Below are 12,503 nucleotides of genomic sequence, written 5' to 3'. Positions count from 1 at the left end.
TGTCAACTCCCGAAACGGCGGAGGAGTTCAGGCGTCACCGACATTGGCCGCAACGGGTTTGACGGGCTAGAATCCGGGCATCGCGGAGGGAGGCATACCGGTGGAATCGCCCGAGAAAGAGTTCAGAGAACGGTTGATCGATCGCGCAGCGGATCTTCCTCCGCAGCAGAAGGTGATCGCCGAGTACGTGCTGGAACATCTCACGACGGTGCCATTCTTCTCCGTACCCGAGCTCGCACGGAGGACCGGCGCATCCGAGGCCACGGTGGTCCGATTCGCCCAGCGGCTCGGCTACCCCGGTTTCTCCGAGCTCAAGATGGAGCTCGTGGACCTGCTGCAGAATCGCCTCACCAACGGGACCGGTTCACCGACAGAAGCGGTTGCGGACGACCTTCTTGCCTCTGTTGCGTCACTTGAGATCGGCAATATTGGACGGACCGTCGAGTCACTCGACCGTGAGCACTTCGCCCAGGTGGCGGAAGCGCTCTTCACAAGTCACAGGGTCCACACCTTCGGTCTGGGCGTGTCGGCGCTTCTCGCCGAGCTTGCGGCCTATGCCCTCATGCAGGTCGGGGTCAGAGCGACCAATCTTTCAACGGCCTTTTCGTCTCCGCGGGAACAACTCGTGGGAATCGGTCCCGACGATGTCCTGATGGTGTTCTCGCTCCCACCCTACTCGAGACAGAGCTTGACTCTGCTGCGAGACGCCGTCGACCTGCAGATTCAAACCATCGCTGTCAGCGACCGTTTGACCTCACCCGCCTCCAACCTCGCGAGCTGGACGTTGGCGGTGAAAAGCGACAACATGATGTTCACCAACGCGGTCGCAGCGTTCACCGTGCTCATCAACGCCCTCGCCACAGAGGTCGCGACGAACCACCGCGAGGAAACTCTCAGCGCGCTTTCGAGGATCAACCGGGTACTTTCGGAGGACGAGGACCTCCTCCCTTCCAGGTGATCTGGGTGTTCACGGATGCCACCACCCGCGGATCCAACGCTCGGCAAATGGAGCACCGATGAAGGCCATCAAGGTTCCACACGTCTTCACCCTGCTGACCGGTGTCATCTTCGTCTGCAGCCTGTCGACATTCATCGTTCCCTCGGGCGAATACGAGCGAGAAACGCGGACCGTCAATCAACAGAATCGCACCGTCCTCGTGCCCGACACCTACCAGACGCTGCCGAAGAGCTACACCGCCAAGGGCCTCCTGGTCAGAAACGAAACCCCCGGCATGGCCAGCCCGACCAGCCTGGAGGAGTTCCTCAGCGCCATTCCGCGCGGCATGGTGCAGGCCGCTGACATCATTTTCTTCATCTTCATCATCGGTGGAGTCTTCGGAATTCTCCAGGAAACCGGAACCATCCCGGCAATCCTCGGCGCGATCCTCAACCGACTCCGGTCATCCTGGCAGCTCCTGACCATGGTTCTCATGGTTGCCATGGGCATCGGCGGCTCGACTCTGGGCATGGGCGAGGAGTTCATCCCCCTGGTGCCGATCTTCCTGATCGTGGCCAAGGAGATCGGCTGCGACCGGATCTTCGGCGTGGCTCTGGTCTATGTCGCCGGGGCGGTCGGATTCGCTGCGGCGACCACCAATCCCTTCACCGTCAATGTCGCACAGGATATCGCCGGGCTGCCGCTGAACAGCGCCATATCATTCCGCATCCTGTTCTTCGTCTGCTGCATGGCCGTCACCCTCGCCTACATGCTCCGCTACGGAAATCGGATCCGGCGCGATCCGTCAACGTCATTGATGGCCAATGACGATTTCGTCCTGCCGAGCGACAACGTGGAGCCGCCGGCCCTCAGAACCTCGCACCTGGTAGTCCTCGGATCGTGCATCGCCATTTTCGTATTCATCCTGTATGCGGTTCAGGAATTGGGCTGGTGGCTAACCCAGATGGCCGGCGGATTCTTCCTCATGGGCATCGTTGCGGTCGTTGTGACACGCCTGCCGGTTCGAGCGGCGACTCTCGCCGCCATCAGAGGCATGGAGGAGATGACGGTGGCGGCCCTGGTAGTTGGATTCGCTCGCGGCATTACCATCGTGCTCGAAGATGGCCAGATCCTCGACACCCTGATCTTTTCGGCCGCCGCCCTCCTGCAGCACGTTCCCAGGTACCTCGCCGCCGAGGGCATGCTACTTGTCCAGACCGTGCTCAACTTCTTCATACCCTCCGGATCCGGGCAGGCGGCAGTCACCATGCCGTTGATGGCGCCGCTTTCCGACGTGCTCGGGCTGACCCGCCAGACCGCGGTCTTTGCCTTCACCTGCGGGGACGGCTTCTCCAACATGGTGATTCCGACCAGCGGCATCCTGATGGCTTCGCTCGGTCTCGGCAAGGTGCCCTACGATCGCTGGCTCCGGTTCATGGTACCGCTCCTGCTCATGCTCCTCTGCCTCGCCGCGGTCTTCATGGCGGTGGCAGTCGCCATCAATCTCTAGTCCGCATTATTCATGAGCTCTCGTGGCGAGGACGGCGAACGACGTGAAATGGCCCTCAAATGTCTTCGTGATAAGCTATTTGTACGGGCTTACGAGCATGACTCAAAGAGTCCGAGACCTTTTTGTACGGATTTGAGCGAAACAGAATTATGTCGAGGAATGGAGTGCGCGGATGACGCCGAGCGGTGGTGAGCACGCCTCGAAAGGCCATGTCGCCGGCCTCGGCAGCTTCGAAAAGCTGAATCTCGGCATGATCGCCAAACGGCGCCTCCAGCTCTGGGGCATGGTGCTGGGGATTCTCGTTGTCACGGTCACGATCCTCAGCATGATCCTGCTTTGGGGCGATGATGGGGCTTCTCTCACTCCAGTGAAGACGATCGGGTCCCTCGGCGTGGTAGTCCTGGTCATTCTCTTCAGCGCTTACCTGATCCGCAAGGAGCTCGATCTTCGCGCGCGGACCGAGGAGCTGGTGAACGAGCAGGTCCTTACCGCGGCTCTCAGCAACAGCCTGAGAGAGGCCCATAGGCTGCCGGACACCGGCCCTGAAACCGGAGTGCGGTTCAATGTCGAGCAGGTGTTGAACACGATCCTCGCCTGCTCGATGGATCTGCTGGACGGAAACAGCGGTTCGATCATGCTCCTGCATACCGAAAACGAGCTGCGCACGGTGTGCGCCACCGACAACAGCCCCGCCCGAGGTGCCAGAGTCGCCCTCAACGAAGGAATTGCGGGGAAGGTCGCCGCCACTCGGGAGCCGGTGTTGGTGCGAGGTACGTTCGACTGGAAACATTACAAAAAGGAGAGACCCCGACCGGAGAGCGCGCTCTGCGTTCCTCTGACCTCCGGTGACGAGCTGCTCGGAGTCCTCAATATCAATGCTCGGAGTGATCGACATTTTTCCGACCGGGACCTGCGTGCCGTGAGTCTCTTCGGCGAACGGGCCGGCACCGCGATTCGCATCGTTCGCGACTACGAGGCCCAACGCAAGGCCATTGACCAAAGCAACTTACAAGCATTGAGAGACCCGTTGACGGGCCTTCCGAACAGGGCCCTTCTGCTCGATCGGGTCGGCAACAGCATTTCGCGACGACGCCCTCCGGGTCACGCAGTCGTGCTGATGTTCCTCGACCTCGACGATTTCAAACGAATCAATGACAGCCTCGGGCACTCGGCAGGTGACGAGATCCTGGTTGCGGTCGCGGACCGGATGGTCAACAGCGTGCGTTCGGGCGACTCGGTGGCCCACTTCGGCGGCGACGAGTTCGCGGTCCTTTTCGAAGCCCGCGACGACGGAGAGGCGATAGCAGCCGCGCATCGAATTCTCGGTGATCTGGCAAAGCCCTTCGCTCTCGAAGGACGAGAGGTGAAATTCACCGCCAGCGTCGGTATCGCTCTCTCGCGGACCAACGAAATGCGGCCCGAGGATCTGATGCGGAACGCCTTCACCGCCCTGCACCAGGCCAAGGAACGCGGACGGTCCGAGATCGTGGTCTTCGAGCAGTCGATGCACTCGAGCGCCCTCACCCGCCTCGATCTCGAACAGGACCTCCGGTATGCGATCGACAACAAGGGCCTTGACGTCTATTTTCAGCCGTTGATGAGGCTTTCGGATCTGTCCATTCACGGCTTCGAGGCGCTGGTCCGTTGGATTCATCCGGACCGTGGCGTGATCGCCGCCGTGCAATTCATACCCCTCGCGGAAGAGGCCGGCCTCACGCCGAAGATCGACCGGATGGTCCTCCGGCGCACCTGTGAGAAGGTCAAGGAGCTCAACGAGTCGGTGTTCGTCAAAAGGCCCGCTGCCGCGCACGTCAACCTTTCTCCGACCAGCATCCGCCAGGCCGACTTCGTCGAAACCCTGGCGTCCGACCTTTTCGAGTCCGGGTTCGAGCCGGCGAATCTCGTTCTCGAAATCACCGAGAGCGTGATGATGCACGACGTGGAACAGGCAGCCAGCAAGCTCCGCGCCATCAAGGCTCTCGGCGTCAAGCTCGCCCTGGACGACTTCGGAACCGGATACTCGTCCTTGAGCTACCTGCGGAGCTTCCCGGTCGACGTTGTCAAGATCGACAAGATCTTCGTCGAAGAGATCGAGTCGGACGAGGGAGCATCGGCGCTCGTGCAGGCAATCCTCCGACTCGGGCTGGGATTGACATTCGACGTGGTCGCCGAGGGCATCGAAACCCGGGGACAGATGGACAGCCTCCTCGATCTCGGATGCCACTACGGTCAGGGCTATTACCTGGCCCATCCCCTGTCCGCGCCGGATCTCGCCGATTTCCTCGATCGCACCTTTACGCCGTCGTGATATCCTGAGAATCGAGATCAACTCTCAGGGAAACCGATGCTAAAGTTCGCCCTCAACGACCGCTTGGTGGACGACGATGCCCCCCCGGGTCTGCCTGCGCTCGACTACCTTCGAGAGACGGCCCAGCTCAGAGGCGTCAAACACGCCTGTCGCGAGGGAGACTGCGGATCGTGCGTCGTCCTTCTCGGGCGACGGGTCGGTATATCCTTTGACTACCGCGTCGTCACTTCATGCCTTCTCCCGACCGCAGCGTTGCACGGCCACCACGTTGTCACTGTCGAAGGTCTCAACCGCAGAGCCCTCGGACCTATCCAGGCCGCCTTTGTCGAGGAGGGAGCCTCCCAGTGTGGGTTCTGTACGCCAGGCTTCATAGTTTCCTTAACTGGCCACCTCCTCGAGTCAAAACTGTGGGCAGAAGACGAGGCGATCGAGGCAATCGCGGGTAATATCTGCCGCTGCACCGGTTACGCCTCGATTCGACGAGCCCTCTCGAGCGTCATCGATCACCTCCAGCAAACCGTCGATCCCGCAGAAGAGCGGATCCCGGCTCTGGTGAGGGAAGGCTTCCTCCCAGACTATTTCCTTCGCGTCAATGATCTCTTCGAAGGACTCGAGATCCGTCCTCCAGACGGACCACCAGCGGCGTCGCAGGTGATCGTCGCCGGCGGCACGGACCTCTACGTGCAAAAGCCCTCAGAGCTGCCGACCGCAGACCTCTGGGCGCTGCCGGTGGAGACCGACACGCCCATCTGGCGCGACGGTGAGCATGTCTACCTCGCGGGCACCGCGACGGCCGAAGACATCAAGCGATCGAAGATCCTGAGCGAGAGCGTGCCGGGCATCGAGCGGTCGATGCGTTTGATGGGCTCCTTGCCGATCCGCCAGCGGGCGACGATCGCAGGGAATATCGTCAACGCTTCGCCGATCGGAGACATGACCATCGTGTTTCTCTCCCTCGACGCGGAGTTGGGCCTCGCCAAAGGCGATCAACGAAGATTACTCCCGCTCCACCGGTTCTTCCTTGGCTACAAGGAGCTCGACCTCGAAGCGCGGGAGATCGTCGAGTGGGTTCGGTTCAAAGCCCCGGCCGAAGATGACCTCTTCAACTTCGAAAAGGTGAGCAAGCGTACCTACCTCGACATTGCGAGCGTGAATACCGCTCTCCGTTTGAAGATGGTGGACGGACGCATCCATTCGGCCAGCCTGTCCGCCGGCGGTGTCGCGCCGATTCCGGCCCTGCTCCCGGCCACAAGTGAGTCTCTTTCCGGGCGAGAGCCGGACGCGGCAACCGCGCGCCACGCTGCTACGCAGGCGCGCAAAGAGATTACCCCGATCTCGGACGTCCGTGGCTCGGCAGAATACAAGAGGCTCCTCCTCGGACAGCTCGTGCTGGCTCATTTCTACGCCCTCTTCGGCGTCGAGGCGAGCCAGGTCGAAGAGGAGAGTGCATGAGCAATTTCGAGATCGGCCCGCACACCCGCGGCGAGTCGCTGTTCGTCGGCGATTTGCCAGACCCGCCGGGCGTGCAGCATGCAGCGGTCCTGGCCTCGCCGATCCCGCACGGTAGGATCGTTCGTCTGGATACCTCGCCGGCAGCAACGGTAGAAGGCGTTGCGTGCATTTTGACAGCCGCCGACATCCCCGGCGAAAACCAGATCGGGGGAATCGTCCAGGACGAGCCTCTTCTGGCTGAAGGTTTGGTCCACTTCAGGGGCCAACCGATCGTGGTCGTGGTCGCAGACGACCCCGCCACCGCGCGTCGAGCTGCAGCGGCGATCGAAATAGAGTTCGAGGAGCTTGCCGGCGTCTTCGATCCCAGGGAGGCCGCCGCGGCCGGATCCCTGATCGTGCCCTCACGCACCTTCTCGCTCGGCGCGGTCGAGGAAACCTGGGCGTCGTGCGATTTCGTCATCGAGGGTCGCGCCGACTCCGGCGGCCAGGAACACCTCTACCTTGAACCGCAAGGCGCTTTGGTCCTGCCTCAGGAGGGGAATCGCCTCAGGATCATCTCATCCACCCAGGCGCCGACCGCCGTGCAACGGATCACGGCACGGGTGCTCGGACTTTCGATGAATGATATCGAGGTCGACGTTGCACGCCTCGGTGGGGCGTTCGGCGGAAAGGAGGACCAGGCGACGCCGTGGGCGGCAATCGCAGCGTTGGCAGCCTTCTCTCTCAAAAGGCCGGTTCGTATCGCGCTCTCCCGTATCGAAGACATGCGGATGACCGGAAAGCGTCACCCGTACACGTCGGACTACAAGATCGGCCTCGCGGAAAACGGCAGGATTCTGGCCTACGAAGCGACCTTTTTCCAGAACGCCGGCGCGGCCGCCGATCTCTCCCCTGCCATCCTCGAGCGCAGCCTGTTCCATGCAACCGGCAGCTACTTCGTGCCCAACGTACGCGTCACCGCGATGAGCTGTCGGACGAACCTTCCACCGTTTACCGCCTTCAGAGGTTTCGGAGCGCCGCAGGCGATGTTCGTGATGGAATCGGCGATCGCTCGCGCCGCCGATGTGATGGGTATCGATCGCATGGAGATTCAGAAGATCAATCTGATCGCGAAGGGCGAGGTCTTTCCATACGGTATGAAAGCGCAACAGGACCATGCCCGCCGCGCTTTTGCCGAAACCGAGAGCCGGTTCGACATCGCTGCTCGACGGACCGAAATCGACACCTTCAACCGGAACAACCGAGTGGTCAAGAAAGGCCTCTCGATGATGCCGGTCTGTTTCGGCATCTCATTCACCTCCGCCTTTCTCAACCAAGCGGCAGCGCTGGTCCACGTCTACACCGACGGCAGCGTGAGCGTCAGCACTGGCGCGGTGGAGATGGGACAGGGCGTCAACGCCAAGATAACCAACGTCGCCGCTCACGCCCTCGGCATCGATCCCGCACTCATCGCCATAGAAACCACCAATACACTTCGAGTCGCCAACACCTCCCCTACCGCCGCCAGCTCCGGCGCGGACATGAACGGAAAGGCCACCGAGATCGCCTGTCGGACGATCGTCGCCCGTTTGTGCGCCGTAGCTGCGGAAAGCCTCGAGGTCGAACCTGAACGGGTCAAAATTGTCGACGGCGATGTCACCGTTGACGATTCCGCGACCGGGCTGGCGTGGGACGAGCTGGTCACGAAGGCGTATTTCAACCGGGTCAGCCTTTCCGCGCAGGCCCACTACGCAACGCCAAAGCTCCATTTCGACCGCACCACCGGGAAGGGCGAGCCGTTCGCGTACCACGTGTACGGCAGCGCGGCCATCGAGGTAACGGTCGACTGTCTCAGGGGTATCTACACCGTCGATCGAGTCTCGATCGTTCACGATGCCGGCCGAAGCCTCGACCCCACGGTCGACACGGGACAGCTCGAGGGCGGGCTGGTCCAGGGCATCGGCTGGATGACGATGGAGGAGCTGGTGCTCGCTGACGGCCGCAACCTCGCCGACACCCTCAGCACCTACAAGATACCTGACATCTATTCCGCTCCGGAAATCGAAGGCCACTTCCTCGAAGACGCGGACAACCCCAATGCGGTCATGCACTCCAAGGCGATCGGAGAACCGCCGCTCATGTACGGCATCGGCGCGTACTTCGCTCTTCTCGACGCCATGTCCGCCTTCCGCCCCGACCGCGAGCCCTTCTTCGATGCGCCAATGACGCCCGAAAAGGTCCTCATGTTCCTTCATGGTGACCACAACCATTCAGAGATCGGGCCACATCCATCGATCGAATAACCACAGAAACACAGAGAACACAGCGAGAGCCTTCGAAGTCCGTCGCAACCGCGAAGACACCGTCACGAAGGCCCTCAGCCCCCCAATTCGCCCACAGATCACACAGATGACACAGATCCATCCGCTCGCCCAGAAGCGCAAAGGAGCAATGGGTGGTAAATCCGAAATTCAAAATCCGAACTGGAGGGATGGGGGGGCTTTTTCCATTTACACCTTTGCGTCAAAAATCGACAGGCATTCCTGTGCTTCCTCTGTTTCTCTGTGCCTCTGTGGCGGGCCGCTCGCTGAGATAGAATCGCTCCATGCGATTGCCGAGACACACGCAGACGAACCCATGGCGCCACGCCCTGGCTGCCCTTCACGAGAACCGGAAGGCTGTTCTGGTGTTCGTCGTCGACCACTCCGGATCCGTTCCGGGAATCACCGGAACCCATGTCGTGGTCGCTGACGACGAGTTCTCGGGCACGATCGGCGGTGGTGAAGCTGAACGGCAGCTGCTGGAACGCGCCGCTGCCCATGCGGGCAAGGCTGAAATCTACCGTTTCGTCCACTCTCCGACCGCGGGAGGCACTCTGTGCTCCGGCACCCAGGATTTCGCTATCATCTCGCTTTCGCGGAATGATGAAAAGGCTGTCAGATCAATCGTCGACACGGTCGACAGTCATCGCACCGGAACCCTGCGACTGACGGCTGAGGGGCCGGCGTTCGAGCCGGGTGCAACGCATCCGCACGTATTCAAATCGAGCAGTGGGAGCTGGGAGTACGCCGGGCCGATCGGCCTCCAGGACACGCTCCATATCATTGGCGGAGGACACGTCGGCCTCGCGCTTTCGAGGGTGATGGCCACACTCCCCTTCCGGATCGTCGTCCTCGACAATCGAGAGGATCTGCCAACCATGTCCGCCAACCTCTGGGCCCATGAACGCCACGTGGTCGATTATGGTGAAATCGACGACCATGTGGCCGACGGCCCGAATTCGTGGGCTGTGATCATGACGTTCGGGCACGCTCACGATCGAGAGGTCCTGGAGGGCTTGCTGGATAAGGACCTCGCCTACCTTGGATTGATGGGCAGCAAGGCCAAGGTCCGTCAAATGTTTTCGTCGATGGTCGAACACGGCACCCCAGAGTTGCTGCTCGAACGCGTGACGGCTCCGATTGGAATCGCGATAGGCAGCCACACGCCGGAGGAGATCGCGATCAGCGTTGCAGCTGAGATCATCGGAGTCCGCAACCGGGGTCGATCGTGACCACCATCGCCTTTCGGCTCAACGGCCTGCCCACCGAGGTGGCGTGCGAAGAAGGCATGCATTTCCTCGAGGTGCTGCGAGAATGTTGTGACATCACATCGGTCAAGGACGGGTGTGCGCCGGAGGGTGTCTGCGGATGCTGCACCATTCTTTTCAACGGGAAACCGACTCTCGCCTGCAAGCTCGACCCTTCGAGGGTCGAAGGTGGAGAGGTCGTTACCCTCGAAGGTTTGCCGGACCGCCAACGCCAGCTCCTGGCGGAAGCCTTGGTTCGCGAAGGCGCCGTGCAATGCGGCTTTTGCACGCCCGGAATCACCATGCGCGCAGCCCACCTTGTCGAAAAAGGATTGACCGCGGACCGCGCTCGTGTGCAGCGCGGCCTGGCCGGCCACCTCTGCCGCTGCACCGGTTACAACCGGGTCGTCGACGCCATCCAGACCGCCGGCGAGGCCTGGAAAACGGGTGCGCTGCCGGTCGATCGACAACCACGCCGTCCGCACTTCTTCGGTGAAGACTATGGTCTCGGACGAAATTCGGAAGGCTCACAGGGCGAGGGAATCGGGGCCTCCGCCACGCGTTTTCGCGGCCTTGACCAGGCGCTCGGCGCCAAGGATTTCGTCGCCGACCTGACATTCGACGGAATGCTGCACGGAGCGCTCGTCCTTTCCGAGCATCCCCGGGCGACGGTGACCTCAATCGACACCTCCACCGCGCGCCGGATGCCGGGAGTCGAGCGAGTCATTCTCGCCGAGGACATTCCCGGCGTTCGCACGCACGGCCTGGTCGTTGCCGACTGGCCACTGTTGGTGGCGGAAGGCGACATCACGCGCTACATCGGCGACGTCATCGCGTTGGTGGTAGCAAATACCCAACACCGTGCGCGTGCAGCGGCGCAATTGGTCACCGTCGAGTACGAGATCCTCGAACCCATCGATTCTCCGCAAGCGGCCCTCGCCCCCGATGCCCCACACGTCCACCCCGACGGCAATTTGCTCGAAACCTGCGCCTTCTCGCGAGGAGACGTCGATGCCGCCCTCGCAGGAGCCGCATTCGTGGTCGAGGAAACGTTTTCGACCCAACGGATCGAGCATGCCTTCCTCGAGCCGGAGGCTGCAGTCGCCCTGCCGAGGGGCGACGGCGTCAAGGTCTACTCCCAGGGCCAGGGGGTTCACGACGACCAGCGGCAGATTGCGGCCATCCTCGGGATCGGGCGGGAAAAGATCGAGGTCGAGCTGATCTCCAACGGCGGCGCCTTCGGTGGCAAGGAGGACCTCTCCGTCCAGGGACACGCTGCGCTCGCGGCCTGGCTCCTCGGGCGGCCGGTACGGGTCGTGCTCACCCGCGAGCAGTCGCTGCGGATCCACCCGAAACGCCACCCCATCACCCTCCATTACACGGTCGGCGCAGACAGCGACGGGCGTTTGTTGGCGGTCCGAGCGCGTATCATCGGTGACACTGGGGCCTATGCGTCGGTCGGCACCAAGGTCCTCGAACGCGCTGCCGGTCACTCGTGCGGTCCCTACCGGGTGCCAAACGTCGACGTCGAAGCGAGGACGGTCTACACCAACAATCCACCATGTGGCGCGATGCGAGGATTCGGCGCCAATCAGGCGGCCTTCGCCATCGAAGGCGTGTTGGACATACTCGCCGAGAAGATAGAAATCGACGGTTACGATATCCGTGATCGCAACGTCCTCGAACCCGGCGACCGTTTTGCCACTGGCCAGCGAATGGATGAGAGCTGCGGAATCCGTCAGACCCTCGAGGCGGTGCGCGACATCTACAAATCGGACCCGCGCGCAGGTATCGCCTGCGGCATCAAGAACACCGGCATCGGCAACGGCATGGAGGACACCGGCAGAGTCACGATCGAGGTGCACGAGGGTGGCCAGCTCGAGATCCTCACCGGTTTCACCGAAATGGGCCAGGGGTTGCACACCATCCTGAGGCAGGTGGTGGCTCAGGAAACCGGTCTGCCGCTCGAAATCATGTCGGCGCGCACGATCAGCGAACCGGATGTCGAGTGCGGCATGACGACCGCTTCCCGCGCGACCGCCCTCTGCACGGCTGCCGGACAGATCGCCGCCAGACAGCTCGCCGGCGCGCTGACAGGGTCGTCCCTTGAAGAGCTTGTCGGACGGCGCTTCAACGGTGAATACATCTGCGATTTCACGACCGCGCCGGGAGCTGAGGTGGCAGAACCGAGGACTCACATGGCCTTCGGATTTGCCACCCAGGTGGTGATCCTCGCCGAGGACGGCACGGTCGAGAAAATCGTTGCGGCGCACGACGTCGGGCGCGCAATCAATCCTCAGCTTTGCGCGGGTCAGATCGAAGGCGGTGTCCACATGGGTCTCGGATACGCGCTGTCAGAGAATTTCCCGTGTACGGACGCTCGGCCCGACTCCTTCCTGATGCGCGACCTGGGCATCCTCCGCGCCGCACACACCCCACCAATCGAGGTCATTCTGGTCGAGGTCCCGGATTCCGTCGGCGGTTACGGTTCCAAGGGAGTTGGCGAAATCGGCCTGGTGCCAACTGCCGGTGCGGTCGCAGCCGCACTGCACGCTCACGACGGGATCCGTCGTACCTCACTGCCAATGATCGACGCACCCGCGGCCCGGCCCTCTGTCCCACCCTCGCGAAAGGGCTGACCGGACAGGTTTCCTTCGTTCGTGGATCCGTCTGAAACAACGCAGAGACTCAGAGAAGACGCGCAATCTGTCGCGCAGAAAAGGGTGGATCAATCGTCATTGAAATCGGC

At 62.0% G+C, this 12,503-nt stretch carries 7 protein-coding genes; all 7 read left to right on the top strand.

Annotated elements, in window-relative coordinates:
- Positions 1–100: 100 nt before the first annotated feature.
- The 7 genes from LJE93_05980 to xdh all read left to right on the top strand — a co-directional run bounded on the left by LJE93_05980 (position 101) and on the right by xdh (position 12,393).
- The gene (locus LJE93_05980; GenBank protein MCG6948447.1) at positions 101–958 is read left to right on the top strand and encodes a MurR/RpiR family transcriptional regulator; all 858 of its coding nucleotides are present in this window, start codon (positions 101–103) and stop codon (positions 956–958) included.
- A 58-nt stretch (positions 959–1,016) separates the two neighbouring features.
- Entirely contained in the window at positions 1,017–2,447 is a 1,431-nt protein-coding gene (locus LJE93_05975; GenBank protein ID MCG6948446.1) for a TIGR00366 family protein, read from the top strand.
- Positions 2,448–2,619: 172 nt separating this feature from the next.
- Positions 2,620–4,755 carry an EAL domain-containing protein gene (locus tag LJE93_05970; protein MCG6948445.1) on the top strand — a complete coding sequence of 712 codons (2,136 nt, stop codon included), beginning with the start codon at positions 2,620–2,622 and terminating at the stop codon, positions 4,753–4,755.
- A 36-nt stretch (positions 4,756–4,791) separates the two neighbouring features.
- Positions 4,792–6,207, top strand: coding sequence for an FAD binding domain-containing protein (locus LJE93_05965; GenBank protein MCG6948444.1), 1,416 nt, complete (start codon positions 4,792–4,794; stop codon positions 6,205–6,207).
- The gene (locus LJE93_05960) at positions 6,204–8,489 is read left to right on the top strand and encodes a molybdopterin-dependent oxidoreductase (protein MCG6948443.1); all 2,286 of its coding nucleotides are present in this window, start codon (positions 6,204–6,206) and stop codon (positions 8,487–8,489) included. Before LJE93_05965 ends, LJE93_05960 begins: the two co-directional genes overlap by 4 nt.
- 302 nt (positions 8,490–8,791) lie before the next feature.
- Positions 8,792–9,739 (top strand): XdhC family protein, encoded by a 948-nt coding sequence (locus LJE93_05955; protein MCG6948442.1) that lies wholly within the window; start codon positions 8,792–8,794, stop codon positions 9,737–9,739.
- Entirely contained in the window at positions 9,736–12,393 is a 2,658-nt protein-coding gene (xdh, locus tag LJE93_05950; protein ID MCG6948441.1) for a selenium-dependent xanthine dehydrogenase, read from the top strand. The genes LJE93_05955 and xdh overlap by 4 nt, the downstream gene beginning before the upstream one ends.
- Positions 12,394–12,503: the final 110 nt, after the last annotated feature.

This window comes from Acidobacteriota bacterium (assembly GCA_022340665.1).
GTDB lineage: Bacteria > Acidobacteriota > Thermoanaerobaculia > Thermoanaerobaculales > Sulfomarinibacteraceae > Sulfomarinibacter.
Note: the sequence above shows the minus strand (reverse complement) of the source record. Positions and strands in the feature narration are given on the sequence as shown.

Bases quoted from the DNA above. Each gene is read 5' to 3' on its own strand.
- LJE93_05975 (MCG6948446.1), top strand. From the start codon at position 1,017: ATGAAGGCCATCAAGGTTCCACACGTCTTCACCCTGCTGACCGGTGTC.
- LJE93_05970 (MCG6948445.1), top strand. From the start codon at position 2,620: ATGACGCCGAGCGGTGGTGAGCACGCCTCGAAAGGCCATGTCGCCGGC.
- LJE93_05965 (MCG6948444.1), top strand. From the start codon at position 4,792: ATGCTAAAGTTCGCCCTCAACGACCGCTTGGTGGACGACGATGCCCCC.
- LJE93_05960 (MCG6948443.1), top strand. From the start codon at position 6,204: ATGAGCAATTTCGAGATCGGCCCGCACACCCGCGGCGAGTCGCTGTTC.
- LJE93_05955 (MCG6948442.1), top strand. From the start codon at position 8,792: ATGCGATTGCCGAGACACACGCAGACGAACCCATGGCGCCACGCCCTG.